Source organism: Fulvimonas sp. R45 (assembly GCF_030504985.1).
Taxonomy (GTDB): domain Bacteria; phylum Pseudomonadota; class Gammaproteobacteria; order Xanthomonadales; family Rhodanobacteraceae; genus Rhodanobacter_A.
The window spans coordinates 82922-108904 of sequence record NZ_JASERU010000012.1; the positions used below are offsets into that span (position 1 = coordinate 82922).

Genomic DNA, 25983 nt, shown 5'->3' on the forward strand with positions numbered 1-25983 from the left:
CCTCCCCCTGCGGAGCAGGGGGAGGTCGGGAGGGGGTGAAGCTTTTCATTCGAGCCGAAGAGCCCCCCTCCCCAATCCTCTCCTGCACGCAGGGGAGGGAGCCAACCCACCAGGCCGGAGGAATCGTCATGCGTCTCGCCCGTTGCTGCAGTGCGCTGTTGCTCACCGCGTTCGCCTTCGCCGCCCAGGCGAAGATGGTGCATCGCCCCGTGGACTGGACGCTCGACGGCACGCATTTCCACAGCGTGCTGGTCTACGACGACGCCACATCCGCGAAACGCCCCGGCCTGGTGATGGTGCCCAACTGGTTCGGCGTGAACGACGACGCGGTCAGGAAGGCCGAATCGATCGCGGGCAAGGACTACGTGATCCTGCTCACCGACATGTACGGCGCCGACGCGCATCCGCAGCCGGGCAACGCCGACCAGGCGCAGGCCGCGGTGAAGCCGCTGTACGCCCACCGCGCGCTGATGCGCCGGCGCGTGAACGAGGCGCTGGCCCAGCTCAAGGCGCAGGCGAAAAACGCCCCCATCGATACCGCGAAGCTCGCCGCGATCGGCTTCTGCTTCGGCGGCGCGGTGGTGCTCGACCTCGCCCGCAGCGGCGCCGACGTGGCCGCGGTGGCGTCCTTCCACGGCGACCTGTCCACCGACGACCCGTCGCTGGCGAAGCACATCAAGGCCCGCGTGTTGGCGATGAACGGCGCCGACGACAGCTGGACGATGAAGGACGCCGACACGTTCATGGCCGAAATGCGCCAGGACCCCGCCGACTGGCAGTTCGTGGTGCTCGGCCACGCCGTGCACTGCTTCACCGAGGTCGGCGAGAACGAGCCCGGCTGCAAGTACGACGCCAAGGCCGCCGCGCGCAGCTACCGGCTGATGCACCAGTGGCTGGCGTCGGCGTTCGCCGGGACGCCGTGACAGGCGATCACGAGCCGTCGTCCCGGCCTGGGCCCACTGCTGTCCGGAACAGGGGTTGATGCCGGTCAAGCGATTGCACCGAAGATCGGCAAACAGACGTGCGGGCAAGACTGCCGTCTGCTTCGAAGGGGAAGCGGGGCAGCCCCCTCCCCTGCGTGCAGGGGAGGGTTGGGGAGGGGTGCTTTTGGCTTGGAAGCCAAGGCGTGACCCCCTCCCGGCCTCCCCCTGCATGCAGGGGGAGGAGCTCATCCAGCGGCAGAAAATATGCCGGACAGCAGCGGGCCTGCGCCGGGATGACGTGAAAACCTCAAGACGTCCGTCGCACCGAATAGTCCGCCAGCACCGCCAACGCGTCCCGCCACGGCGAAGGCGCCAACCCGGCGAGCGCCTCGTGGGCGGCGGCGGCATGCGCCTCGGCGCGGGCGCGGGTGCGTTCCAGCGCGCCGGAGTCACGGATGGCGGCGACGATGCGGTCCAGCGAGTCCAGCCCGCCGTGCTCGATGGCATGGCGCAGCGAGGCGGCCTGTTCCGCATCGGCGGCCTGCAGCGCGTAGATCAGCGGCAGGGTCGGCTTGCCCTCGGCCAGGTCGTCGCCGATGTTCTTGCCCAGCGTGCCCGCGTCGGAGACGTAGTCGAGCAGGTCGTCGGCGATCTGGAACGCATACCCAAGTTCCATGCCGTAGCGGCGCAGCGCCGCCACCTGTTGCGCCGGCAGGCCGCCGAGCAGGCCGCCCAGTTCGGTGGCGGCGGCGAACAGCACCGCGGTCTTGCGCTCGATCACCGCGAGGTAGGCGGCTTCGTCCACGTCGGCGTTGCCGATGTTGAGCAGCTGCAGCACCTCGCCCTCGGCGATGGTGTTGGTGGTGTCGGCCAGGATGCGCATGATGCGCATGTCGTCCAGTTCCACCATCAGCTGGAACGAGCGCGAGTAGAGGAAGTCGCCCACCAGCACGCTGGCGGCGTTGCCCCACAGCGCGTTGGCGGTCTGGCGGCCGCGGCGCAGGTCCGATTCGTCCACCACGTCGTCGTGCAGCAGGGTGGAGGTGTGGATGAACTCGATGATCGCGGCCAGCTTCACGTGCTGCCCACCCGCGTAGCCGGCCGCGCCGGCGGCCAGCACGTGCAGCATCGGGCGCAACCGCTTGCCGCCGCCGGCGATGATGTGCTCGGCGATCTGGTTGATCAGCACCACGTCCGAGGCCAGACGCGTGCGGATCAGCGCGTCGACGGCGCGCATGTCGGCGGCGGCGAGCTCGCGCACGGCGGCGAAGTCGCGAGGCGTTTCCGGGACGTGTTTGGCGGGCGAGCTCATGGGGAACCTGACGGGGCGTGAAGCGCGATTATAGGGGCTCGGCCGCATGCGGCGGCCAGAGGCCCGTCGCGGGGCGTCGGCATCCGCCTACATCCCCTGGGGGCGCGGCGGGCGGCAGGGGCGTGCTAGCATCCCGGTCCGTGTTTCAGTGCATCCAGCAAGGGCAATCCCATGGCACGTGGAGTCAACAAAGTCATCCTCGTCGGCAACCTCGGCGCCGACCCCGAAGTGCGCTACAGCGCCGGCGGCACCGCCATCGCCAGCCTGCGCATCGCCACCTCCGAGTCGTGGATGGACAAGCAGAGCGGCGAGCGCCAGGAACGCACCGAATGGCACCGCGTGAAGCTGTTCGGCCGCCTGGCCGAGATCGCCGGCGAGTACCTGAAGAAGGGCCGGCAGGTCTACATCGAGGGCTCGCTGCGCACCGACAAGTACACCGGCCAGGATGGCGTCGAGCGCTACAGCACCGACATCGTGGCCAACGAGATGCAGATGCTCGGCGGCGGCAGCGAGGGCGGCGGCGGTGGCGGCGGCGGCTTCCAGCGCGAGCGCCCGCAGGGCGGCCAGCGCCAGGGCGGCGGCAACTATGGCGGGGGCGGTGGCGGCAATTACGGCGGCGCACCGCAGCAGCGCCAGTCCGCGCCGCCGCCGGCCGACAACGGCGGCGGTTTCGAGGACGACGACATTCCGTTCTAGGACGCCGCTTCCGCGCGACGACGACACAAGGCCCGCTTCGGCGGGCCTTGCGCGTTTCCGCCTGCCGTGACGCGACGGCGACGCCGGCCGCACGAAGCATGCACGCGGGCGCCGCCCAAGATGGGGCTCCCTGGACACACGGAGACCCATCGTGACCCGCCATCGCGCACCGTCGTCGATTCTCGCCGGCACGCCTGCGTCCACCGGGACGTGCCTTGCCGGTGCCCGTCCACCCGCCGGTCATGCGCGCAGCCGCTGATCCCGCCATCGCCGCGGTGCGCGCCCGGGCCTACACCATTCCCACGGATGCGCCCGAGGCCGACGGCAGCTTCCGCTGGACTTCGACCACGCTGGTGCTGGTGGAGGTCGAGGCGGGCGGCGCGACCGGCCTGGGCTACACCTACGCGGACGCGGCGGCGGCGACGCTGGTGCGCGACGCGCTGGCGGACGCCTTGCTGCAGCAGGATCCCTGGCCCACTGGCGAACTGTGGCTGCGCATGCAGCAGCGCGTGCGCAACCTTGGACGCGAAGGACTGGCGGCCACCGCGATCTCCGCCGTGGATTGCGCGCTGTGGGACCTCAAGGCGCGGCTGCTCGGCGTGCCGCTGGCGCGCCTGCTCGGTGCGGTGCGCCAGCGCGTGCCGATCTACGGCAGCGGTGGCTTCACCAGCTACGACGAGGCGCAATTGCGCGGACAGCTCGCGGGCTGGGTGCATCGCGACGGCTGCCGCTGGGTGAAGATGAAGGCGGGCAGCGCGCCGGCGGAAGACCCGCGCCGCGTGCACCACGCGCGCGATGCCATCGGCGCGCAGGCCGGCCTGTTCGTGGACGCCAACGGCGCGCTCGACGCCCGCCAGGCGCTGCGCTGCGCCGAGGCGTTCGCGCGCGAGGACGTGGGCTGGTTCGAGGAGCCGGTGAGTTCGGACGACCTCGCCGGCCTGCGCCTGCTGCGCGCGCGCGGACCGGCCGGCATGGAGATCGCCGCCGGCGAATACGTCTACACGCTGGACGACGCCCGCCGCCTGCTCGAGGCCGGCGCGGTGGACGTGCTGCAGGCGGACGTCAGCCGCTGCGGCGGGATCACCGGCTTCCTGCGCATCGCCGCGCTGGCGCAGGCCTTCCACGTGCCGCTGTCAGGACACTGCGCGCCGGCGCTGCACCTGCATGCGGCGCTGGCCGCGCCGGGCCTGCGCCATCTCGAGTGGTTCCACGACCACGTGCGCATCGAGGCGATGCTGTTCGACGGCGCGCCGCATCCCGAAGCGGGCTTCATCGCGGCGGATCCCGCCTGCCCGGGCTGCGGCCTGGTGTTCCGGCAGCGCGACGCCGAACGCTACGCGGTGGCGGCCTGAGATGGGCACGCACAGCGGACACGGGCGACTCGGCGCCGGCGTCACCGCGGGCGTGGCCGGCCTGGCGCTGGCGGCGTGGCTGTCGGGGCGGCGCGCCGCGCGCGGCACGGCGTCGACCGAACCGGTGCGCGCCGCGCGCGCCTGCCACCGCAGCTCGGCGCTGCTGGCCGGCTCGGTGCTGGCCGACAGCGCGATGGAGCACGAGCGCGGCGCCTATGCGAATCCGGCGATGTACGTGCCGCCGCTGATGGCCGCGCTGGTGCTGCTGGCCGGCGCGCACGGCGGCGGCGATGCGCGGCCGCAGCGGCACCGCGTGCGCCACGCGGTCTACGGCGGCGCGATGGCCACCGGCGTCGCCGGCACCGGCTTCCACCTCTACAACATCCTCAAGCGGCCGGGGCGCTGGTCGTGGCACAACCTGTTCCATGCCGCGCCGCTGGGCGCGCCGATGGCGCTGCTGCTGGCCGGCGGGCTGGGCCTGGCCGCCGAGCGCGTGCGGCACGGACGCACCCGCGTCCCGCGCCTGCTGGGCCGGCCGGCAGGACAGGCGCTGGGCCTGCTGGTCGGCGCGGGCCTGCTCGGCACCACCGGCGAGGCGGCGCTGCTGCATTTCCGCGGCGCGTTCCAGCATCGCGCGATGGTCTTGCCGGTGAGCCTGCCGCCGCTGGCCGCCGCCGCGCTGCTGCACGCCGCCGTGGCGCCGCCCACGCGGCGTCCGCTGGCGCGATGGCTGTTGCGGCTGGTGCGCCTGCTGGGCTGGCTGGGCATGGCCTTCCACACGCGCGGCATCGCGCGCCGCCAGGGCGGCTGGCGCAACTGGAGCCAGAACCTGTTCGCCGGCCCGCCGCTGCCCGCGCCGCCCAGCTTCTCCGCACTGGCGGTGGCGGGCCTGGCCGCGCTGCGCCTGCGGGAGAAGCGCGCATGAGCGCCGACACGCGCTACCGGGGCTACGACGTGCTGGACAAGCGCGACACGCCGTCCTGGGACGCGGTCACCCGCGCGGTGATCGACGAGCGCCTGACCGCCGCGGACCATCTGCCGCAGGTGGCGACCGGCGCGGCCTGGCGCGTGCTGCGCGCGCTGTGCACCTGCATCGTGCCGCAGCCGGCCGATCGGCCGGCGGTGCCACTGGCGGCCTTGCTCGACCGCCGGCTCGCCGCCAACCGCGGCGACGGTTTCCGCGATGCGCGCCTGCCGCCGCTGCGCGAGGCGTGGCGCATCGGCCTCGACGCGCTGGACGCGGAAAGCCGCCACGGCCATGGCCGCGGCTTCGCCGACCTCGACGACGAGGCACGCATCGACCTGCTGCACCGGGTGCAGCACGGCGCCTGCGCGGACCCGGCCTGGCGCGGCATGCCGCCGGCGCTGTTCTTCTCCCATCGCGTGCTGCCGGACCTGCTCAGCGCCTACTACGCGCACCCGCAGGCCTGGAGCGAGATCGGTTTCGGCGGCCCGGCCAACCCGCGCGGCTACGTGCGCATGGTCGCCAACCGGCGCGACCCGTGGGAACCGGTGGAGGCGCGGCCCGGCGAGGAGGCGCGCGCGTACCGGGAGAACCGCCGTGTGCGCTGACGCGCGCGAACGACCGCGCGGCGCGCATGGCCGCGCGCCCGACGTGTTCCGCCGCGGCGGCTGGGTGCCGATGCGCGAGTACGACGACCGCGACGCGGTGGATTTCGCCATCGTCGGCACCGGCGCCGGCGGCGCCACGCTGGCCTGCCGGCTGGCCGAGCTGGGCTTCCGCGTGGTGGCGTTCGACGCCGGCGCGTGGTGGCGGCCGCTGGAGGAATTCGCCTCCGACGAGGAACACCAGGCCAAGCTGTACTGGACCGACGACCGCCTCTGCGACGGCGCCGACCCGGTGCGCCTGGGCAGCAACAACAGCGGCAAGGCGGTGGGCGGCAGCACGGTGCACTTCGCGATGGTGTCGCTGCGCTTCCGGCCGGAGTGGTTCAAGGCGCGCAGCCAGCTCGGCTACGGCGCCGACTGGCCGCTGGACTGGCGCGAGATGTGGCGCTACTACGCGCGGGTCGAGCGCGCGCTGCGCATCGCCGGGCCGGTGCGCTACCCGTGGGGGCCGCACCGCGGTCGCTATCCGTACCGCGCGCACGAACTGAACGAGGCGGCGCTGGTGCTGGCGCGCGGCGCCGAGGCGCTGGGCATCCGCTGGACGCCGACGCCGCTGGCCACGCTGTCGGCGCCGCGCGGGCCGGCGCATCCCTGCGTGTACCGCGGCTTCTGTGTGTCCGGCTGCGCCACCAACGCCAAGCAGAGCGCGCTGGTGACCTGGATCCCGCGCGCGCTGGCGGCCGGTGCGGAGATCCGCGACCTCGCCATGGTCGGCCGCGTCGCCGTGGACGGCGCCGACCGCGCCACCGGCGTGGAATACCTGCGCGAAGGCCGCTGGCGCTTCCAGCGCGCGCGCAACGTGGTGGTCGCCGGCTACGCGGTGGAGACGCCGCGGCTGTTGCTGCTGTCCGCCACCGGCCGCCATCCGCAGGGGCTGGCGAACAGCTCGGGGCTGCTCGGGCGCTACTTCACCGTGCACGCCAACCAGGCGGTGTGGGGCACCATGGACGACGAGATCCGCAGCTACAAGGGCCCGCCCTCGCTGGCGATCACCGAGCACTGGAACTACGCCGACGAGGGCAAGGATTTCTTCGGCGGCTACTGCTACATGAGCCAGGGGCCGCTGCCGGTGGTGTGGGCGGTCACCCAGGGCGGGCGCGGCCTGTGGGGCAAGCCGCTGCGCGCGGAGATGCAGAAGTACAACCACCAGGCCGGCCTGAAGATCGTGGGCGAGACGCTGCCGCAGGCGGACAACCGCGTCACCCTGGCTGACACGAAGGACGCGTACGGCCTGCCGGTGGCGCGCGTCACCCACGCGTATTGCGACAACGACCGCCGCCTGATCGCGCACTCGATGGACTTCATGTCGCGCGCGCTGGCCGCCGCCGGCGCGCGCGACCTCTGGCGCGAGACCGACGACACCTGCCACATGGCCGGCACCGCGCGCATGGGCGACGACCCGCACTGCAGCGTGGTGGACGCCGACTGCCGCAGCTGGGACATCCGCAACCTGTGGATCTGCGACGGCTCGGTGTTCCCCACCGTGGGCGGCGTCAACCCGTCGCTGACCATCCAGGCGCTGGCGCTGCGTACCGCCGACCGCATCGCGGCGCTGGCCGGGCGGGGCGAGCTGTGAGCCGCGCCGGCAGCGCCAGCGGCGGGCACGCCATCGAGGACTACGCCGCGGTGGGCGACTGTCACGGCGTCGCGCTGGTCGCCCGCGGCCGCGTCGACTGGTGCGCGCTCACCGCCATCGACGAGGCGCCGGTGTGCCTGCGCCTGCTGGACGAACGGCGCGGCGGCTACCTCGACACGCGCCCCACGCGGCCCTTCGACGCGCAGCGGCACTACCTGTCCGACAGCAACGTGCTGCGCACCGAGCTGTCCACCGCGGACGGCACGCTGGCCTGCACCGACTTCATGCCGATGGGCCGTCACCCGCAGGCGGCCCAGGAGGACACGGTGCACATCGTGGCGCCGCACTGGCTGGTGCGCATCGTCGAGGCGGTGCGCGGCGAGGTGGAGTTCGCGCTGGCGTTCGAGCCCAGCGTGGACTGGGCGCGGCATCCGGCGGAACTCGGCGGGCACGAGCACGGCGTGGCATGGCAAGGCGGCGCGCTGCTCTGCGACCGGCCGCTGCAGGTGCGCGACGGCGTGGCCGGGGGCGTGTTCCACCTGCGCGAAGGCGAGCGCATGACGTTGGTCCTGGCCCCGCGCCTGCCGCCCGATCCGGCGCGCGTGCTGGCCAGCGCGCCGCGCCTGTGCGCCATCACCCGGGCCTGGTGGGAAGCGTGGAGCGCCAGGAGCTGCTACGCCGGCCGCTACCCCGGCGCGGTGAAGCGCAGCGCGCTGGCGCTGAAGCTGCTGGCCTACGCGCCCACCGGCGCGATCGCGGCGGCCGCCACCACCTCGCTGCCGGAGATCACCGACGGCGCGTACAACTGGGACTACCGGTTGTGCTGGATCCGCGACGCCACCCTCACCCTGTTCGCGCTGGCCGCGCTCGGCTACCACGACGAGGCCGAGCGCTTCTCCGAGTTCCTGTTCCACCACGCCACCGGCGACATCTTCCCGACCCAGATCCTGTACGGCCTGCGCGGCGAGCGCGAGCTGACCGAGCGCGAGCTGCCGTGGCTGCAAGGTTGGCGCGGCAATGCGCCGGTGCGTGCCGGCAACGCCGCCTACCGCCAGCGCCAGTTCGACGTCTACGGCGAGATGATGGACTGGATGTTGCTGCGCCACGCGCTGGGCTCGACGCTGGACAACGCGCAGGCCGCGCTGCTGCGCCGCACCGCCGACTTCGTGGCCGCGCACTGGCGCGACCCCGGTCACAGCTTCTGGGAGATCCGCGGCACGCCGCGCCACTACGTGTACGGCATGCTGATGTGCTGGGTGGCGCTGGACCGCGCGCAGTCCCTGCTGCGCACGCGCGACTACGAGCCGGTGATGAGCGCGATCGTGGACGAGATCGAGCGCTGCGGCGTCTCCGCGCACGGCTGCTTGCGCCAGCGCTTCGGCAGCGACGACGCCGACGCGGTGACGCTGCGCGCGGCGATGGTGGACCTGCCGCTGACCTCGCGTTGCCTCGAGGCCACCATCGACGAGGTGGTGCGCCAGCTCGACACCCCGCGCGGCCTTCACCGCTACCGTGGCCTGCGCGGACAGGAGGGCCTGTTCGTGGCCTGCGGCTTCTGGCTGGTCGACGCGCTGCTGGTGGCCGGCCGCGAGGACGAGGCGCGCGAACGCTTCGAGCGCATGCTGGCGCAGGCCAACGACGTGGGCCTGTTCGCCGAGGAGATCGATCCCGGCAGCGGCGCCTTCCTCGGCAACATGCCGCAGGCGCTCTCGCACCTCGGCCTGATCCACAGCGCCACGCTGCTGGAGATCGCCGAGCGCAAGGGCACCGGCGCGCTGCACGGCACGCATGCGCACCGCCTGCACCACGCGCTGGACGTGATGGACGCAGGACAGCGCGATCCCTCGCGCGAGCGCGCGCGCGACCGCGAGGCGGTACTGGACCTGGCGGAGCTCGGGCTGGGCTGATGCCAAAGCCCCTCTCCCGCTTGCGGGAGAGGGATTGGGGAGAGGGCACGGCAGTGCCGTTGCACCTCGCTCCGCCCGGCCCCTCTCCCGGCTGCCGCCACCCTCTCCCACGAGTGGGAGAGGGGTTCGCTCAGTGATGTTGCGGGCGTTGGCGGCGCGCGCGTCGCCACAGGCACAGCGCCAGCATCGCGCCGGCTGTCTTGACCAGCGTGTCGCGGTGCGAGCACAGCCACCACTGCAGGCTGTCGCCGCGCGAGCGGTCGTCGAAGCGGCCGTGCGTACCGAGGTCGGCCTGTACCGCGTGGAACAGGTTGTCGGGGCGGTCGGGCGGCAGCGGCTGGTCGTCCATCTGGCCGGCGTAGCCCAGCCGCACCAGCAGGCGGTCGGCCAGGCTGGGGCACAGCTTGTTGCCGAGGATCGCCTTCACGGCGGGAAAGCCCACGCAGACCTCGCGCCGGCGGTGGTGCGCGGCCCAGTGGATGGCGCGCGCCGCCAGCTCGGGCTGGAATATCGGTGGCACCGGCTGCGGCCGCCGCGGCAGCCGGCAGCGCGCCCACTCGAACTGCGGCGTGTTGAAGGCAGACAGCTGCACCATGGTCACGTGCACGCGACTGCGCTCGTGCATCAGCTCCACCCGCAGCGCGTCGGTGAAGCCGCGGATGGCGAACTTCGCGCCGCAGTAGGCGGACTGCAGCGGGATCGCGCGGTACGCCAGCGCCGAGCCCACCTGCACGATGCAGCCGCGCTCGCGCGGGCGCATGCGGCGCAGCGCGCTCATGCTGCCGTGCACGGTGCCAAGGTAGGTCACCTCGGTGGCGCGACGGAATTCGCCGGCATCGATCTCGCCGACCGGGGCGAACACGGTGGCCATCGCCGCATTGATCCAGACGTCGATCGGGCCCAGCTCGCGTTCGATGCGCCCGGCCGCGTCCTCCACCTGCGCGGCGTCGGCCACGTCCACCGCGCAGGGCAGCGCGCGGCCGCCGAGCGCGCGCACCTCGGCGGCGGCGGCGTCCAGCGCCGGGCTGGCGCGCGCCAGCAGCGCCACCGCGGCGCCATCGCGGGCGAAGCGCTGTGCCACCGCGCGGCCCACGCCGGCCGAGGCGCCGGTGACCACCACCACGTCCGGCCGGCGCGCGCGCCTCATGCCCCGGCCTCCGCGTAGGCCACGGTGGACAGCAACGCCAGCGCGGCCTGGCGCGAGTCCAGCCGGGTGTGCTGCACCACGATCGGCCGGTCCGACTCGATCACGCTGGCGTAGTCGGTGTCGCGCGGCACCGGCGCGGGATCGCGCAGGTCGTTGAAGCGCAGGTGCAGGGTGCGCCGCGCCGGCACCGTCACCCGGTAGGGACCGGCCGGCTCGCGGTCGCGGAAGTACAGGGTGAGCACGACGTGGGCGTCGTCGTCGCCGGCGTTGAGCAGGCAGGCCGTCTCGTGGCTCTCGAAGCGCGGATCGTCCGCGTGCGTGCCGCCGGCCGGGATGTAACCCTCGGCGATGGCCCAGCGGCGGCGGCCGGGTGGCGTGGTGGAAGGCATGGCGACCTCGTGGCGTGGATACGCCGCGAGGCTGCCGGCGCGACGGTCATGCGGCCGTGCACGCGGCGCGGTCGTGGCGTGGACGGGCGTGTGCCCGTGCGCGCTTCCTGCTTCAATGGCCTCTCTGGCGGAGGATGGCGATGAGGCGAGGACGGACGGGCGGTCGGTGGTGGGCCATGCCGTGCATCGGCTTCGGCCTCGCGATGGCGTCCGCGGCGGGCGCGACGCAAGTCGCGGACGAGGCGCAGCGACAGGCCGCCGCCCTGGTGGCACGCATGAGCGAGGCCGAGAAGATCGCCCAGCTCGGGCACCGCGCGCCGGCGATCCCGCGCCTCGGCGTGCCGGCCTACGACTGGTGGAACGAAGGCCTGCACGGCTACGCGCGCAACGGCTACGCCACCGTGTTCCCGCAGGCGATCGGGCTGGCCGCGAGCTGGGATGCGCCGCTGCTGCACGCGCTGGGCGACGCGATCGCCACCGAGGCGCGCGCCAAGTACAACGCGCAGGGCCGCGGCGACCATGGTGGGTACCAGGGGCTGACGATCTGGTCGCCGAACATCAACATCGACCGCGACCCGCGCTGGGGCCGCGGCCAGGAAACCTACGGCGAGGACCCGTACCTCACCGACCGCCTGGCGGTGCAGTTCGTGCGCGGCCTGCAGGGCGACGACCCGGGCGAGCTGAAGGCCATCGCCACGCCGAAGCACTTCGCGGTACACAGCGGGCCGGAAACCGGTCGCGACAGTTTCGACGCGGAGATCAGCGCACACGACCTGGAGGACACCTACCTGCCGGCCTTCCGCGCCGCCGTGGTGGACGGGCGCGCGGGTTCGGTGATGTGCGCCTACAACGCGCTGGACGGCACGCCGGCCTGCGCCTCGCCGCTGCTGCTGCAGGACCACCTGCGCCACGCCTGGGGCTTCCGCGGCTACGTGGTCTCCGACTGCGACGCGGTGGCCGACATCCACGCCTTCCACCACGCCGCGCCCGACGCCGCCACCGCGGCGGCGATGGCGCTGAAGGCCGGCACCGACCTCGACTGCGGCGACACCTACGACGCGCTGGCCGAGGCGCGCCGCCGCGGGCTGGTGGACGCGGCGGCGATCGACACCGCCGCGCGGCGGCTGTTTGCCGCGCGCTACCGGCTGGGCATGTTCCGGCCCGCGGCGGACGACCCGTACGCGCGCATCGGCGCCGACAGCGTCGACTCCGCGGCGCACCGCGCGCTGGCGCTGCGCGCCGCGCGCGAATCCATCGTGCTGCTGCGCAACGACGGCACCCTGCCGCTGGCGGCCGGCACGCGCCTCGCGGTGGTGGGGCCGGACGCCGACCTGCTCGGCGTGCTGGAAGCCAACTACCACGGCGTCGCGCGCGAGCCGGTGACGCCGCTGCAAGGCCTGCGCGCGCGTTTCGGCGCCGACCGCGTGCACTATGCGCAAGGCGCCACGCTGGCGCCCGGCATGCCGGTGGCGGTGCCGTCCACCGCCCTGCGCCACGGCGCGCACGGCGAGGCCGCGGGGCTGCTTGCCGAGGTGTTCGACCATGCCGGCTTCGACGGCGCGCCGCGGCTGCGCCGCACCGACGCCACCGTCGACACCGACTGGGACGGCGTGACGCCGCTGGGCGAGGCGCCGCATCCCTACGCGGTGCGCTGGCAGGGCGCGCTGGTGCCGCCCGGCGCCGGCGACTACGTGCTCGGCGTGCACGTGGAACGCTGCTTCGACTGCCGCGCGCACGACGCCGTGCGCCTGTTCCTCGACGGCAAGCCGCTGCTCGCCGACCCCGGCAGCGACGTCGCCGACCTCGCCGCGAAGGTGCATTTCGACGATACCCGCCCGCACCGCCTGCGGCTGGAACTGCTGCACGGCGGGCAGGACCAGGGCGTGCGCCTGCAATGGCTGGCGCCGGCCGCCGCGCAGCTGGACGAGGCGGCGCGGGCCGCGGCGCAGGCCGACGTGGTGGTCGCCGTGGTGGGCCTGTCGCCGGCGCTGGAAGGCGAGGCGCTGCGCGTGGAAGTGCCCGGTTTCGCCGGCGGCGACCGCACCGACCTCGCCCTGCCGGCGCCGCAGCAGGCACTGCTCGAGCGCATGGCGCGCAGCGGCAAGCCGCTGGTGGTGGTGCTGGCCGGCGGCGGCGCGATCGTGCCCGGCGCGGCCGCGCGGCAGGCACGCGCGCTGCTCGCGGCGTGGTACCCGGGCGAGCAGGGCGGCCATGCGCTGGCCGACGTCCTGTCCGGCGACGTCGATCCCTCCGGTCGCCTGCCGGTGACCTTCTACCGTTCCGTGCGCGACCTGCCGCCGTTCACCGACTACGCGATGCGCGGGCGCACCTACCGCTACTTCCGCGGCACGCCGCTGTATCCCTTCGGCCACGGCCTCAGCTACACGCGCTTCGCCTACGCGGGGCTGCGGCTGGACGCGACGCGCCTGCGCGCGGGCGCGCCGCTGGGCGTGGACGTGGAGGTGTCCGACACCGGCGCACGCGCCGGCGAGGAGGTGGTGCAGGCCTACCTGCAGGCGCTGGATGCGGACGACGCGCCGCGCCTGGCATTGGTCGGCTTCGAGCGCATCGCGCTGGAACCCGGCGGGCGGCGGCGCGTGCACCTGGTGATCGGGCCGCGCCAGCTCAGCCTGGTGGATGCCGCCGGCCGGCGCGCGATCCGCCCCGGCCGCTACCGCCTGTTCGTGGGCGGCGGCCAGCCGGGCGACGCGCCGGGCCAGGCGGCGGAGTTCACCATCGAGGGCAGCCGCGCATTGCAACCTTGACCCCGGCCGCCGGAAGCGGGCCATTCCTCGCATGGAAGGCCGCCGCCGCCCGGGATAACCTTAGGACGTCCGCGCACGAGCCTGCCCCGTGTGCCGCAGCCCCGGTCCCCGCCCGCGCGGCGGGGCCGCGAATCCACAGGAGCCACGCGATGTCCCAGTTACGTTCCCGCCGCGGCCTGCGCCGCGCCACTGCCGCGCTGGCCGCGGCCTTGCTGCTGGCGTCCGCGTGGCCCGCGCTGGCGGGCGATGCGCCTGCCGGCCCCGAGGTGCATGTCGCGACGGGCACGCTCGAAGGCCTGCGCGAGGACGCGCACGGCGTCGGCTTGCGCGTGTTCCGCGGCATTCCCTACGCGGCGGCGCCGACCGGGCGGCTGCGCTGGCGCGCGCCGCAGCCGGCGGCGGCCTGGCAGGGCGTGCGCAAGGCGCAGCGTTTCGGGCCGCGCTGCATGCAGCGCGGCCTGTTCGGCGACATGGTGTTCCGCTCCGACGGGATGAGCGAGGACTGCCTGTACCTCAACGTGTGGACGCCAGCCCAGGCGTCGGGCGCGAAGCTGCCGGTGCTGGTGTACTTCTACGGCGGCGGCTTCGTCGGCGGCGACGGCTCCGAGCCGCGCTACGACGGTGCCGGCCTCGCCGCGAAGGGCATCGTCACGGTGACGGTCAACTACCGGCTCGACGTGTTCGGCTTCCTGGCGCTGCCCGCGCTGGCGGACGAGTCCCCGCACCATGCGGCTGGCAACTACGGCCTGCTCGACCAGGCGGCCGCGCTGCGCTGGGTGCACGACAACATCGCGGCCTTCGGCGGCGACCCGGGCGCGATCACCATCGGCGGAGAGTCGGCCGGCTCCATGTCGGTGTCGGCGCTGATGGCCTCGCCGCTGTCCAGGGGGCTGCTGCGGCGGGCGATCGGCGAAAGCGGCGCCGTGCTCGGCAACCTCGCGCCGCCGTCGCTGGCGGCGGCGGAAAAGCAGGGCGAGGCGTTCGCGAAGCACGTCGGCGCGCACTCGCTGGCGCAGCTGCGCGCGATGCCCGCCGCCACGCTGCTCGAGGCCTGCGGCGACAAGGGCGTGGCCGAATTCGGGCCGGACGTCGACGGCTGGTTCCTGCCGCGCCCGCCCGAGGCGATCTACCAGGCCGGCGAACAGGCGCACGTGCCGTTGCTGGTCGGCTCGAACTCGCAGGAGGGCTACTACGCCTACCTGCTGCAGGACGCGGCGCCCACGCCGGACGCCTACCGCGCCGTCGTGCGCAAACAGTTCGGCGCGCACGCGGACGAAGCCCTGCGGCTGTACCCCGGCGCCACCGGGGCGGAAGTGAAGGCGTCCGGCACGGCGCTGTCCGGCGACATGTTCATCGCCTTCTCGACCTGGCGCTGGATGGACCTGCAGCGCAGGACCGGCGACGCGCCGGTGTACTACTACTACTTCACCCAGCCGCGGCCGGCCTCGCGCGACGGCAGGCAGCCGGCGGGCACCGGCGCGGTGCACAGCGGCGAGATCGAGTACGCGCTGGGCAACCTGGCGGGCAACCGCGTCTACGCGTGGACCGACGAAGACCGCGCGGTCTCGGCCACGCTGCAGGACTACTTCGCCGCCTTCATCAAGACCGGCGATCCCAACGCGGCAGGCCTGCCGCACTGGCCGGCGGCGGCTCCCGCGGACGGCGGCCTGTGGCGCCAGGAAATCGGTCCGCACACGCACACCTTCGTGGACCGCAACGCGCCGCGCTACGGCTTCCTGCAGCGCGCGCTGCCGCCCGAAGCGCAGCCCTGACCATGGGGCGCCGGCCGCTGGAGGCGGGGTCCATGGCGAGCTTGCCCGGTGTTGCGAAGCCCGCCTGGAAGCCCCGAACTCATGCCGCAAGCTGCGGAAAGCTATCCATAGCCCGCTGTGCGCGGTAACCGCTGGGGTGGCCTAGAGGTTTGGCAATCACGCGGCTTCCGGCAGATCATCGCTCAGATCCAGGCTCATCCAGCCGAGCAGCACCAGGCTTCGAATCGCATGGGCAACGGCGAGCCGCTTCTCATCCGAGTCCCAGGCCTTCTTCCATTCGAGGACATAGCTGTAGAGTTGCTGCTCGCTGATCTTCTGGTCCGGACGCGCCGCTTTGAGTTGCCGGCTGGCATACAAGACGGTCATGACCTCTTCGGCCTGCTCGGTGTTCTTGATACGGCTGAAAAGATCCACCGTCTTGGCGATCTTCCGCTCGTAGGGGCGATAGATGGCCTCGAACTTTGCTCGTTCCTCCCCATACCGGGGCGTTGCTCGTAGCGAGATCATCCGGCCGAGCGGTTGCTCGTGCAGCCAGTTGCGGTTGGTAAGGTCGACCAGGGCGGGATTCACGTCATCGGAAAAGGGGCCGTAGCTGCCTTTGCCGAACTGGAATCCGGTGGGGACGCCCATCTCGGTGATGACGTAGCAGATCTTCTGAAAGATCGTCCGCCCCACCGGATTGGCGTATGGCTGCTCCTGCAACCGTTGCAGGACCTCCATCAACACGATCCATGCCGGGTTGGCCTTCTCGTGCTTCCGGCCTCTGCCGCCCAGCGTCATCTGCGAAGGGCTTGCCAGGAAATCGAGCTCCAGCTGCGAACGCGGTGTGCCATAAGGGGCATAGGCTTCCACGTCGACAGGCAGCTGCGCGAGCTTGCGGTAGATCAGCGGGCCGACCTCCTCCCAGTCCAGTCCGCCATTGCCGCACCCGAGCGGTGGCAGGGCGATGCTGTGAACACCCCAGTCATCCAGGTGCGCAACGAGGTAATCCAGGCCTGCTTCTATGTCGGCGATACGCGAGGGTGAGCGCCAATGGCGCTTGGTCGGAAAGTTCAGGATCCAGGCTCCCGCTACGTCACGGTACAGGTACGGTTCGCCGATGCGCATGCGGCCAGCTTCGCAGCGGGACGCGTAGTCCTTGAACATCGCCGGGAAGCGGTTCTTGAACTCCTGCGCGACTCCTTTCCCCATGACGCCCACGCAGTTGACCGTGTTCACCAGGACTTGCGCCTGGCTGGTAAAGAGGTCGCCGATGAGTGCCTTGAACATGGGTTGCAATCCGTCAACGGAAGAATAAAGCGGGATTGACGCTGATCGGTAGCATAAATCCGAGCGCGGACAGCTTGTCCCGTGCAATAGCGTCCACGACGTGCGCTCCGGTCAGAAAGCGGGGGTGAACCTGGTGGGGAACCAGGACCTCGGCGCACTTGGCGGCCTTCCGCCGAAAGTAGGTGATCCGGTCCGGATCCCGCCAGTCCTCAGCATAGACCAGATCCATATCAATTTCCGAGACTTGGCCTGGGGCGAGGAACCGGACGTAGTTGCTGGCCGCGTTCCGGTCGGTCAGCACCACTCCTGGAAGCGCTAGTACGTCGCACGACACCCGCAGGACGCAAAGCATGGACGCTTGCGCGAGGCGCGCGTACAGCATGGGGTTGCGGGCGTGGAAATAAAGATTGGCATATTGATGTAACCAGAGCCCACCGGGAACCTGTTTTCGGTCGCGGCGTTCCTGCACCTCCGCCATGGCGACAGAGGCATGCGGCAGTCTGGCTGTCGATTCATACGAGAGAATGCCATGGGCCAGAACCGACGGGATGTTGCCCATCGGCATGATGCAGTGCAATTCGACGATGCGTGAGCCCACGCTGCGAGCCGCTTCGAAGTGGATGGCCATTGTGCCCTAGCGGCTCAGTATGGCATCAATCCGAGCGTCGTTCGCAGAGAAGGTCACTAGTCATCGTGGCGCTTCGTGGCAGGTGCATGGCCGCATTCACACGGCGACGCTTCGTAGCTGGGGCCTGTTCGCCGCTCCGGAGCCACATCCCGGCTGCGCGGCTCCGTATTTTGGAATTCGTGCCGGGGCGCGGCCGGCCTGGTCCCGTCAGCGCCTGCGGCGGCCCGGGCCCTTGAAGTCCCTGATCAGCCGGGCGAGCTCGTCATCTTCCGCATAGAAGTAGGCCACGGGCAGCTTGAGGATTGCCGCCAGGCGTTGCAGCGTCTTCAGGTCGGGCTGGTGCACGCCTGTTTCGTAGCGGTTGACGCGCGTGCTGGCGACAAACTCGTCCAGGCCGGCCTCGATGCCCAGGGCACGTTGCGAGATGCCGAGGGCCTCGCGCGCCTCTCGCAGCCGACGGCTATAGACGGGAAGCGATCCCTTGTCAGCCACGTTGGCATGTGTCCCGAACTTCCATGACCGGAAGCTTCCGGATACATGCGCGCCTTTGATACTACGATAAACGTAGTCATCTCCATGCGCAAAGCGGGCACCGCAATTTCGCCGAACCTGGCGGGTACGGGCTCAAGAGGCGGAAGGCTGGAAAGGGGGGGGCTGGCGTCTCGCTGCCGGTGCATGCAGCGGCCGGTCTGCAGATGAAGAGGGAGCACGAATGGGACGGCGCATGGCGGCCGTCGTCCGCGGAAGCTACTTCCGCTTCCTCCTTTTCCTGACCTCGATTCGTCTTTGCACCGGCTTGTCGCTGCGCAAGGATTCCGCGGTCAACCGTGCCGCTTCATCGTCCTCGATGTAGAAGTAGGTGAGCGGCAGTTCCAGGAGGTCCGCGAACAGCTGCTGCATGCCCAGCTTCGGCTGGTTGAGACCGTTCTCGTAACGGCTGATGCGGGCGCTCGCGCTGGACTCCTCGAGCCCGATCGCCACCCCCAGGTCGATCTGGGAAAAGCCATAGCTCTCCCGCGCCTCGCGTAGCCGGCGTCCGTAGATGTTGCCAGGCCGCTTTCCGGTCATACATGCATATCTAATTTCGATATGCAGAAGCATCCGGATAGGCGCTTGACATCGATACTACGTAAAACGTAGTGTTAACGATGCTACGTTTATCGTAGCTGTGGGGCATTTTGGGCGATCGGTGTGCAGGCGAGACCGCACCCGGATCAGCCGGGGGAAGAGAGCGAAACCGCGGTGGCTAAGCCGGGCTGCAAAGCCCGGGTAGCCATGGAATGGGCAATCCGAGTCGGTATTCGAGCAGCGACTGGCAAGACGCCGACCAGGGGAGACAAAGGACGCAGCATGAAGACGAACACGCTACGCAACGCCATGTCCATCGCCTTGCTCGTGGCCATCACCGGCACCGGCGAGCGGGCCGTGGCCCAGGAGACCACGAAGGACACGTCCACGCAGGGCAGGGCGCCCGTAACCGACGCATCGGGCAAGGGCAAGACGCACCCGGACAAGGCACATCCGAAGCAAGGAGCCGAAGCCGCCTCACCGTCCAATGCCACGAACCTGGCGAGCGTGCAGGTCACGGGAACGCGCATCCGCGGCGGCAGCACGCCGTCGCCGGTCATCACGATCGGTAGCGAGCAGATCCAGCAGGAAGGTTTTTCGGACCTGGGCGAGGTGATTCGCAGCGTGCCACAGAATTTCTCGGGTGGGCAGAATCCGGGAGTCGCGGCGGGCGCAGCGGCGGGTGGGCTCAGCGATCAGAACATCACTGGTGGCTCGGGCATAAATCTACGCGGGTTGGGGCCGGATGCGACCCTGACCCTGCTCAATGGCCGTCGCATGTCCTATGGCGGCTTCTCCCAAGCGGTCGATATCAGCACCATTCCGGTTGAGGCGGTAGAACGACTTGAGATCGTCCCAGATGGCGCGTCGGCCATCTATGGCTCTGACGCAGTAGGCGGCGTAGCCAACGTGATCCTCAAGCGCGACTTCGACGGCGTGACCGTGGGTGCGCGCTATGGCGGTGCCACCGACGGCGGGTTAATCACGCGCGAGTACAACGCCACCGCTGGCACTACCTGGGCTACAGGTGGCTTTATCGTGGCAGGGGAGAAAACCTCCAATGATCCGATCTACTCGGATCAGCGTGGCTATACCCAGTCGATGTACCGGCCTTCGACGTTGTGGCAGGGCAACGATCTGCGCAGCGGCGTGTTCAGCCTGCATCAGTCGCTGGGGAATGCCGTCGAACTGCATCTGGACGCGCTCGGGAGCGACCGGAACAGCCATACAGCGATGGCGTACCCCAGCGTTTACTACCCTTACAACGTAAAGACGAAGACCACCCTACTGTCGCCTAGTCTTGAAGTATGGCTACCGGGCGACTGGACGCTGACGTTCAGTGGGGCCGCAGGGAAAGAGAAGAACTCGGTTGCGCAGCCGACGGTGAACAGGGTAGGCGGGGTGGTCACTGCCGAAGGTCTCACCGCGTACAGGAACAAAAGCCTGACCTACGAGATCGGTGCGGAAGGGCCGTTGTTCACACTGCCCGGCGGCGAGGCAAGGTTGGCTACGGGTGCAGGCTATCGATACAACGACTATTTGGACCTATCGGGTCACACGATCTATGTCGAGGGTGACGAGAAAAGCCGCTTTGCTTATGCGGAGTTGAACCTACCGTTGGTAGGGCAGGAGCAGGGCATCGGTGGGGTTGAGCGGCTTGATCTGACAGGCGCAGTTCGCACCGAGGACGGCGATTACGGGAGGGTAACCACACCCAAGCTCGGGGTGATCTATTCGCCCAGCGCCGGCTTGACGCTGAAGACGTCTTGGGGCAAGTCGTTCAAGACGCCTACGCTACTGCAGCGCTATTCCAACCAGACCATCACCTATTATCCGGCCGCGACGTTTGGTACGGGCCACCCCGCGGATGCCACGGTGTTGTTGTTGGGGGGCAGCAACCCTGATTTGGGTCCGGAGCGGGCCCAAACGTGGAGTGCCTCGTTGGCATTCCATCCGGAAGCGTTGCCTGAACTCAATACGGAGCTGACCTGGTTCGACATTGACTATACCCAGCGCATCCTGCAGCCCATCGCCTCTCCTTACGGTTTGTTCGGCAATCCCATCTATGCGGATTTTGTCGATTACGATCCAACCGAGGCTGTGCAGGCGGCGGCACTCGCAGGCGCCAGTAACTTTTACAACTACGTTGGCATGCCGTACGACGCTGGCAAGGTCGTGGCGATCATTGACGACCGGTATGTCAATGCATCCCGGCAACGGATCCATGGGGCCGATCTATCGGGATCGTACCGGTTCGATCTGGGAGTAGGGCGGTTGACCATCCGTGGCTCGGCCAGTTGGTTGGACAGTACCCAGGCGGTGACTGCGGCTCAAAGCCCTTACGGTCTGTCTGGCACATTATTCTACCCGGCCAAGATCAACAGCCGGATAGGGGCAGTCTGGCAGCAGGGCAGTCTCACTGCTTCGCTGTTTGGCAACTACAAGAGCGGAGTGACCAACACCGCCGATGGTAGTAAGGGCGCCTCGTTCACCACTTTCGACGCCACGTTGCGCTATGACACCGGTGCGCGCGATGACGCATGGTCGAATCTGGTGCTGGAGTTGACGGCACAGAACCTGCTCGATCGTGCGCCACCGCTGTATGCGGTCAATTCGCTGACCAATGCCCCTTATGACTCGACCAATTATTCGGCGGTCGGCCGTTTCCTGAGTCTTTCCGTATCCAAGCACTGGTGATGTCGCGCAGTGAGCGCCATGCATTGCTGTATCGGATATAGGAGCGAGGTCGTAATGTCTTTTTCTTTCTACGCCACCATCAGGCGCATCTTGTGTGTAGGGTTGTTGCTGAGCGTGTTTGCTGTAGTCCCTCAAGTGTTCGCAGCATCGCCACGGCAGCTGGTGGAGATCGCAGACTTCAGCAGCCCCGTGGTGTCGCCGGATGGGACGCGTGTTGCGTTCCGGGTGTCTCGGGCATCGATTGAACGCAACACATACGACACCGTCTGGTACGTTCAGCGAATGGATGGATTGTCGCTGCCTCAACGTGTGGGCGACGGCGGTGTTGTATTGCGCGACTCGGTTGGTGTCCCCGTGCCGGCCATGGCCGTTTGGTCTCCGGAGGGGCGCTGGATCTACTACCGTGCCCGCCTGAATGGTCGTGTCGATGTCTGGCGCGCCTCAGTCGACGGTGGTGATGCCGAACGCGTGACCGGTGGTGACGCCGATGTGCGGGACTTTGCGCTGAGTCATAACGGCAAGGTGCTGAAGTACAGCGTCGGGCCGACCCGCGAGGACGTGGCTGCGGCGGAGAAAGCCGACTACGATCATGGCATCCGCGTCGACCGATCCACGCCACTCGGGCAGCCCCTGTTCCGGTCAGGTTATAACGAAGGGCGCCCCACCACCCAGCGTTTGGGTTCCTGGTTCTACCGGGTCGACCTGACTGCCAGTGTGCCTGATCGCTGGAAGGCGATCGACCTGGCGAGCGGTACGGTGCGGGATATCGCGCCGTCCGAAAGACCCCCTGAGGCGCTGACAGCGTCGGATCTTGTCAAACAGGTGCCTCACGTCTGGAAACTGACGCGCGATCGCAAAAGTGGTCGTATCGCGCTGCTGACGCGCACGGGAGCAAGGACGGACCATCCACGGATCGGGCTGGCTATGCTGCCGGCCCGTGGCTCACACCAGTTGGTGAAATGCGAGGCGGAGGCGTGCACCGGCAAGAGAATCAGTGGCGTGCAGTGGCGTCCAGGAACCGACGAAGTGATCTTCACCGTGACGCCCTACGATCATGGGTTCGCCCAGTCCATCTACCGCTGGAATGTAGACACAGGCGTAGTGCATCTGGTCGCCATGTCCAGTGGTATGTTCGGTGGGGAAGAACGCTGGGAGCCCGGGACCTGTGGTGTGTCATCCAAGGCGCTGGCGTGCGTGACGGCCAGTGCCAATCGACCGCCGCGGTTGGAAAGGGTCGACTTGCAGACCGGGGCGCGACAGGTGCTGTTCGACCCCAACAAAGCTCTGGCGCAAGACCTTTCCAAGATTCCAACACAGCTGTTGCGCTGGACGGATGCGAAAGGGAGGACGTTCACCGGTCAGCTCTACTCGGCGCGCCGGAGTGGTGACACACCACCGCCGTTGTTCGTCACCTACTACTGGTGTATGGGTTTCGTACGGGGAGGGGCTGGCGACGAGTGGCCTTTGGCCGCGATGGCGGAGCAGGGCATTTCCACACTTTGCATTAACGCGCCTTCGTTTCCACTCAATGCCGTTAAAGGCTACAGCATGGGGCAGTCGGCTGTGGAAAGTGCGGTGCGTCTGCTTGCATCGCAAGGCCGGATCGACAAATCCAAGGTTGGAATGGGTGGGCTTAGCTTCGGCAGCGACGTGACGATGTGGACGCTCACCCATTCCGACGTGATTGCAGCGGCATCGGTGGCGTCACCTAACATATCATCGATGTATTACTTGTTGGGCAGCAATATCGGCAAATCATTCTTGTCGGTACTGCGATCAAACTGGCAACTGGGTGCCCCGGACGAAACGCCGCGGCAGTGGCAGAAGATTTCGCCAATCTTGAATCTGGACAAGATTCGCGCCCCGATGTTGATGCAATTTCCTGAGCAGGAGTACATCTTCGCACTCGGCTACGCTATTCCGATGATGCTGAGTCATCGTGCGGATGTCTATGTTTTCCCTAACGAGCCACACATCAAGTTCCAGCCCCGACACAAGTTTGCCGTGTACACGCGCAATCTGGACTGGTTTCGATTCTGGTTGCAGGGGTATGAAGATCCGGATCCGTCAAAGGCACCGCAATACATCCACTGGCGCTCCATGCGGTCGAGTCTGCGGCAGGAGTACATTGTGCAATAGGATGCACCCTAGGGTTGATGGCGGACCCAGTTCTCGACCATGCACAGGTCGAACATTCTCAAGAATGTTCTATCGCGCGGGAGCAGGGGTTTTGAAAAGAAGGTACTGATGGCGCATGTGTCTAGGAAACCTTGTGACCTGAGTCGGCCTGACAGCAGGAAGTCTTCGATTTGATGCTTGTTCCGTTCATACACGGCGCCCAGGTAGCTCATGTAGGTTGCTTTGCTTTGGCGGTTTAGTACGTCGGGTGGCAAAAGGTCGGAAAAAGCAGTTCGTGCGACCGCACGATTCCTACCCCCGGCGATCCACATCCAGCTCGGTGCGCGGAGACAGGCTTCGATGACAGGTTGTGACAGCAGTGGGAACCGGAGGGACCGCCTGTATCCGCGAGCTGCTTGGCTTTCGAAGAGCTGATTTCCAGCTAGATCGAATATTCGCTCCCGGTCCCCCGGTAATGCATCCATGGGAGCTGCGAACCATGGATGTGCTTCCTGCTCCGCATATGCCGGGTTTGGTGTAAGGAATGTGGGATCTGGGTGGAAGGGGGATCGCAGCGGTCGCCGCAATTTGGAGAGGGTAAGTCGGGTCGCCTTCCAAAATGTACACTGGTGAACGCTAGCCAAGTCCCTTGCGGCGGTGATGGCGGTACTGAATCGATGTGCTCTCCATGCATCAGTACTGGGAGCTGCAGTTCGTAAATAGCAGAACACCGAGTCACCTCCTCCTCCCGTGTAGTAAGCGGTGGCGCCGTGGTATTCGGCGGCGGCCTCCAAGGCCTTATCCACTGCGTACTGCAATAGCCCGGTCGTGGGGGCTACGGAGTTGGGAGGTGGTGTGAAGTCGAAACGTGCGTTATCGAAACCAAGGTGTTCTGTGTGGAGTTCGGTGCTGAGTTGCCTGGCCATCTGGCGAGCGTATTGGCGCTCGTCCACCCCGGGAACCGGGGTAACCAGGTTGCAGCAGATGACGTGCTCATGGCAGTCCCGTAGGCATGCTGCGACGATGGAGGAGTCGAGTCCGCCGGATAGCTCCAGCAATATGGAACGATCCATGCCCGTCCATGCCCGGACGGCGCTCTCGACAGAGTGGCGGACCTGGGCGGCGGCATCGCGCGGGTCACGGTAACGGTGTTCACGGGCGACGAAATCCCAAGGAGACCATGCTTGCTGGACCGATGTCTCGGAACGACTTGTACGCAACGAGCACCCTGGCAGCAGTTCGACAAGTCCAGTGAACCCGGTACGCTCCGTCTTGATACCAGGGTGCCTCAGGCGATGAGCGATGAAGTCCCAGTTGATCTGCTTTCGGTAGAGAAGGACTCGGATCGCCAGTGAAACGTCTGACGTTAGGAAGCCAGTTCCATCCTTTATAGACCAGATGCATGGAAGGTTACCGGCAGCTGATGGGGCACGCGTCATCGTGAACGCGCCGGGGTGCCGTGTATCGGGCTGGATAATGAGGTAAGCGCCCCAATAGGTTTCCAGTATGTGCTTTAGGATCTGTGTTGGATCTGAAAGCCTTGGAAATCCTACGCTGTCACGGACAACGACCCCGTCCTGTGTAAACAGGTGGCCGATGAGTATCCCGCCGTTTGGCAGTGACAGTGTCGATATGCCCTCTGTGCCGAACAGTATCAGGGGACCGGACGTATAGCGGACGCACATGCCCGTTGCATGGAGTGTGTCAGCCAGTCTGGTAAATTTCGCGCTGCTGTGCTCTTCAGCTGGCTTCAGGATAGCGATGTAATCGTTGTCCATCAGATCACCCGTATGGGTGTGAAGGTTGACGTGTGTCCCAAGACATCGTTCAAAACCGTGGTGCCGTGCTGCACCCAGCTGTGTGCGGAGAACGGGGTTCCCGTCACGCCGAAGACAAGTTCAGCGTGCAGCTCACGCTTGGCCAGGAACTTGACCATCGCAATGGAATCGAGGAGGCAACATGTGTCTACGGGGACGTACAAGCGTGCGCTGCGAAAAGCAGCGGCTACTTCCAAGACACGGGCTTCGCTTGGACGAGACATCGAAGATTGGGATGTCCGTCTTTCTCGAAGGGATGCAAGATTCCGGAGGATTCGCTTCAGGCTATGGGTTTTCAGTTGTCGATGTATTGAGCAGACGATTATGAAGGTGTCCAATAGCTCGCCGACGTTTACCCGCTTGGCGTGAACGCCCCCTTCCATCGCACTACACGTGGGAATTTCTGTGGACGAGAGTGCTATGCAATCGGCATCGATTGGTTCGTTGATCAGTATTTTTCGTTCGATCAATTTACGAATGCTACTGTCTTGGGCATCACCATCATTCAGATAAGTGACCAGCGCAGACTCTAGATAACCAGTAAGACGAAAGTAGCGATCGTTCTGGATATCAAGGAAGACCAGATAGTCATCGACTCTGCAATAGGATAGGTCACCGTGCAGTCTGAGTTTTGCACCACTCCGGAGAAGAGGCGCGCCTTTCGGCGCGCCTTGTTGGTTATGCATCGGAGATGCCGCCAAGCGGTTCGCCGCCGAAGGGTTCGTTGCCTTCGCCGGAGCCTTTGGTTTCAATACTGGCAACGCCAAGCTCGATGACGTCTTCCGACGCATCGTTGCGGATGTTCTCGTTCGTGTTCATCTCGATCTCCTACGTCTACGTCATGGCATGTCCCATGACGTGGTCACCGTAGGCGCCGGAAAATTTGATCTTCAAATGATTATTGCTTTGTCATCCGGT

General features: G+C 68.1%; 21 protein-coding genes. 11 read left to right on the top strand and 10 right to left on the bottom strand.

The features are described 5' to 3' along the window. Positions 1–128: 128 nt before the first annotated feature. Entirely contained in the window at positions 129–923 is a 795-nt protein-coding gene (locus QMK61_RS11980) for a dienelactone hydrolase family protein (RefSeq protein WP_302072444.1), read from the top strand. A 307-nt stretch (positions 924–1230) separates the two neighbouring features. On the opposite strand, the gene QMK61_RS11985 is transcribed toward QMK61_RS11980, so the two are convergent. Then, complete coding sequence (locus QMK61_RS11985; RefSeq protein WP_302072445.1) at positions 1231–2235, bottom strand: polyprenyl synthetase family protein; 1005 nt, start codon at positions 2233–2235, stop codon at positions 1231–1233. A 171-nt stretch (positions 2236–2406) separates the two neighbouring features. On the opposite strand from QMK61_RS11985, the gene ssb reads away from it, so the two are divergent. The 6 genes from ssb to QMK61_RS12015 all read left to right on the top strand — a co-directional run bounded on the left by ssb (position 2407) and on the right by QMK61_RS12015 (position 9395). Next, on the top strand, positions 2407–2931 hold the full coding sequence (gene ssb, locus QMK61_RS11990; RefSeq protein ID WP_302072446.1) for a single-stranded DNA-binding protein: 525 nt from the start codon (positions 2407–2409) through the stop codon (positions 2929–2931). A gap of 242 nt (positions 2932–3173) precedes the next feature. Beyond that, entirely contained in the window at positions 3174–4283 is a 1110-nt protein-coding gene (locus QMK61_RS11995) for an enolase C-terminal domain-like protein (protein WP_302072447.1), read from the top strand. Position 4284: 1 nt separating this feature from the next. Continuing rightward, positions 4285–5208: a hypothetical protein gene (locus tag QMK61_RS12000; RefSeq protein ID WP_302072448.1), complete on the top strand. Its 924-nt coding sequence runs from the start codon at positions 4285–4287 to the stop codon at positions 5206–5208. Further along, complete coding sequence (locus QMK61_RS12005) at positions 5205–5855, top strand: gluconate 2-dehydrogenase subunit 3 family protein (RefSeq protein ID WP_302072449.1); 651 nt, start codon at positions 5205–5207, stop codon at positions 5853–5855. The genes QMK61_RS12000 and QMK61_RS12005 overlap by 4 nt, the downstream gene beginning before the upstream one ends. After that, on the top strand, positions 5845–7488 hold the full coding sequence (locus QMK61_RS12010; protein ID WP_302072450.1) for a GMC family oxidoreductase: 1644 nt from the start codon (positions 5845–5847) through the stop codon (positions 7486–7488). The genes QMK61_RS12005 and QMK61_RS12010 overlap by 11 nt, the downstream gene beginning before the upstream one ends. After that, on the top strand, positions 7485–9395 hold the full coding sequence (locus QMK61_RS12015) for a glycoside hydrolase family 15 protein (RefSeq protein WP_302072451.1): 1911 nt from the start codon (positions 7485–7487) through the stop codon (positions 9393–9395). The genes QMK61_RS12010 and QMK61_RS12015 overlap by 4 nt, the downstream gene beginning before the upstream one ends. A 130-nt stretch (positions 9396–9525) precedes the next feature. Here QMK61_RS12015 and QMK61_RS12020 read toward each other — a convergent pair whose 3' ends face one another. After that, positions 9526–10542 carry an SDR family oxidoreductase gene (locus QMK61_RS12020; RefSeq protein ID WP_302072452.1) on the bottom strand — a complete coding sequence of 339 codons (1017 nt, stop codon included), beginning with the start codon at positions 10540–10542 and terminating at the stop codon, positions 9526–9528. Then, a complete protein-coding gene (locus QMK61_RS12025; protein WP_302072453.1) occupies positions 10539–10931 on the bottom strand; it encodes a sensory rhodopsin transducer in 393 nt (130 codons plus the stop codon). Before QMK61_RS12025 ends, QMK61_RS12020 begins: the two co-directional genes overlap by 4 nt. 176 nt (positions 10932–11107) lie before the next feature. Here QMK61_RS12025 and QMK61_RS12030 point away from each other — a divergent pair, with 176 nt between their 5' ends. Further along, complete coding sequence (locus tag QMK61_RS12030) at positions 11108–13696, top strand: glycoside hydrolase family 3 C-terminal domain-containing protein (protein WP_302072454.1); 2589 nt, start codon at positions 11108–11110, stop codon at positions 13694–13696. 149 nt (positions 13697–13845) lie between these two features. Then, positions 13846–15468: a carboxylesterase family protein gene (locus tag QMK61_RS12035; RefSeq protein ID WP_302072455.1), complete on the top strand. Its 1623-nt coding sequence runs from the start codon at positions 13846–13848 to the stop codon at positions 15466–15468. Between the two features lie 156 nt (positions 15469–15624). Here the strand turns inward: QMK61_RS12035 and QMK61_RS12040 are convergent, their stop codons facing one another. The 4 genes from QMK61_RS12040 to QMK61_RS12055 all read right to left on the bottom strand — a co-directional run bounded on the left by QMK61_RS12040 (position 15625) and on the right by QMK61_RS12055 (position 18433). Next, on the bottom strand, positions 15625–16737 hold the full coding sequence (locus tag QMK61_RS12040; RefSeq protein ID WP_302072456.1) for a macro domain-containing protein: 1113 nt from the start codon (positions 16735–16737) through the stop codon (positions 15625–15627). Positions 16738–16750: 13 nt separating this feature from the next. Continuing rightward, positions 16751–17365 (bottom strand): DUF4433 domain-containing protein, encoded by a 615-nt coding sequence (locus tag QMK61_RS12045; RefSeq protein ID WP_302072457.1) that lies wholly within the window; start codon positions 17363–17365, stop codon positions 16751–16753. Between the two features lie 207 nt (positions 17366–17572). Further along, positions 17573–17857, bottom strand: a complete 285-nt coding sequence (locus QMK61_RS12050) for a helix-turn-helix transcriptional regulator (RefSeq protein ID WP_302072458.1) — start codon at positions 17855–17857, stop codon at positions 17573–17575. Positions 17858–18112: 255 nt separating this feature from the next. Next, the gene (locus QMK61_RS12055) at positions 18113–18433 is read right to left on the bottom strand and encodes a helix-turn-helix transcriptional regulator (RefSeq protein ID WP_302072459.1); all 321 of its coding nucleotides are present in this window, start codon (positions 18431–18433) and stop codon (positions 18113–18115) included. A gap of 282 nt (positions 18434–18715) precedes the next feature. Between QMK61_RS12055 and QMK61_RS12060 the strand changes: the two genes are divergently transcribed. After that, positions 18716–21130, top strand: coding sequence for a TonB-dependent receptor (locus QMK61_RS12060; protein WP_302072460.1), 2415 nt, complete (start codon positions 18716–18718; stop codon positions 21128–21130). Between the two features lie 54 nt (positions 21131–21184). Next, the gene (locus tag QMK61_RS12065; protein WP_302072461.1) at positions 21185–23269 is read left to right on the top strand and encodes an Atxe2 family lasso peptide isopeptidase; all 2085 of its coding nucleotides are present in this window, start codon (positions 21185–21187) and stop codon (positions 23267–23269) included. 8 nt (positions 23270–23277) lie between these two features. Here the strand turns inward: QMK61_RS12065 and QMK61_RS12070 are convergent, their stop codons facing one another. Genes QMK61_RS12070 through QMK61_RS12080 form a run of 3 tightly spaced genes read right to left on the bottom strand, consistent with a single transcriptional unit; the run spans position 23278 to position 25884 of the window. Continuing rightward, positions 23278–25026 carry an asparagine synthase C-terminal domain-containing protein gene (locus QMK61_RS12070; protein ID WP_302072462.1) on the bottom strand — a complete coding sequence of 583 codons (1749 nt, stop codon included), beginning with the start codon at positions 25024–25026 and terminating at the stop codon, positions 23278–23280. Beyond that, on the bottom strand, positions 25026–25751 hold the full coding sequence (locus tag QMK61_RS12075; protein WP_302072463.1) for a lasso peptide biosynthesis B2 protein: 726 nt from the start codon (positions 25749–25751) through the stop codon (positions 25026–25028). Before QMK61_RS12075 ends, QMK61_RS12070 begins: the two co-directional genes overlap by 1 nt. Continuing rightward, positions 25744–25884: a benenodin family lasso peptide gene (locus tag QMK61_RS12080; RefSeq protein WP_302072464.1), complete on the bottom strand. Its 141-nt coding sequence runs from the start codon at positions 25882–25884 to the stop codon at positions 25744–25746. Before QMK61_RS12080 ends, QMK61_RS12075 begins: the two co-directional genes overlap by 8 nt. Between the last annotated feature and the right edge of the window lie 99 nt (positions 25885–25983).

Coding starts and splice junctions, on each gene's coding strand:
- QMK61_RS11980 (WP_302072444.1), top strand. CDS start 129: ATGCGTCTCGCCCGTTGCTGCAGTGCGCTGTTGCTCACCGCGTTCGCC.
- QMK61_RS11985 (WP_302072445.1), bottom strand. CDS start 2,235: ATGAGCTCGCCCGCCAAACACGTCCCGGAAACGCCTCGCGACTTCGCC.
- ssb (WP_302072446.1), top strand. CDS start 2,407: ATGGCACGTGGAGTCAACAAAGTCATCCTCGTCGGCAACCTCGGCGCC.
- QMK61_RS11995 (WP_302072447.1), top strand. CDS start 3,174: ATGCGCGCAGCCGCTGATCCCGCCATCGCCGCGGTGCGCGCCCGGGCC.
- QMK61_RS12000 (WP_302072448.1), top strand. CDS start 4,285: ATGGGCACGCACAGCGGACACGGGCGACTCGGCGCCGGCGTCACCGCG.
- QMK61_RS12005 (WP_302072449.1), top strand. CDS start 5,205: ATGAGCGCCGACACGCGCTACCGGGGCTACGACGTGCTGGACAAGCGC.
- QMK61_RS12020 (WP_302072452.1), bottom strand. CDS start 10,542: ATGAGGCGCGCGCGCCGGCCGGACGTGGTGGTGGTCACCGGCGCCTCG.
- QMK61_RS12025 (WP_302072453.1), bottom strand. CDS start 10,931: ATGCCTTCCACCACGCCACCCGGCCGCCGCCGCTGGGCCATCGCCGAG.
- QMK61_RS12030 (WP_302072454.1), top strand. CDS start 11,108: ATGCCGTGCATCGGCTTCGGCCTCGCGATGGCGTCCGCGGCGGGCGCG.
- QMK61_RS12035 (WP_302072455.1), top strand. CDS start 13,846: ATGTCCCAGTTACGTTCCCGCCGCGGCCTGCGCCGCGCCACTGCCGCG.
- QMK61_RS12040 (WP_302072456.1), bottom strand. CDS start 16,737: ATGTTCAAGGCACTCATCGGCGACCTCTTTACCAGCCAGGCGCAAGTC.
- QMK61_RS12045 (WP_302072457.1), bottom strand. CDS start 17,365: ATGGCCATCCACTTCGAAGCGGCTCGCAGCGTGGGCTCACGCATCGTC.
- QMK61_RS12055 (WP_302072459.1), bottom strand. CDS start 18,433: ATGACCGGAAAGCGGCCTGGCAACATCTACGGACGCCGGCTACGCGAG.
- QMK61_RS12060 (WP_302072460.1), top strand. CDS start 18,716: ATGAAGACGAACACGCTACGCAACGCCATGTCCATCGCCTTGCTCGTG.
- QMK61_RS12065 (WP_302072461.1), top strand. CDS start 21,185: ATGTCTTTTTCTTTCTACGCCACCATCAGGCGCATCTTGTGTGTAGGG.
- QMK61_RS12070 (WP_302072462.1), bottom strand. CDS start 25,026: ATGGACAACGATTACATCGCTATCCTGAAGCCAGCTGAAGAGCACAGC.
- QMK61_RS12075 (WP_302072463.1), bottom strand. CDS start 25,751: ATGCATAACCAACAAGGCGCGCCGAAAGGCGCGCCTCTTCTCCGGAGT.
- QMK61_RS12080 (WP_302072464.1), bottom strand. CDS start 25,884: ATGAACACGAACGAGAACATCCGCAACGATGCGTCGGAAGACGTCATC.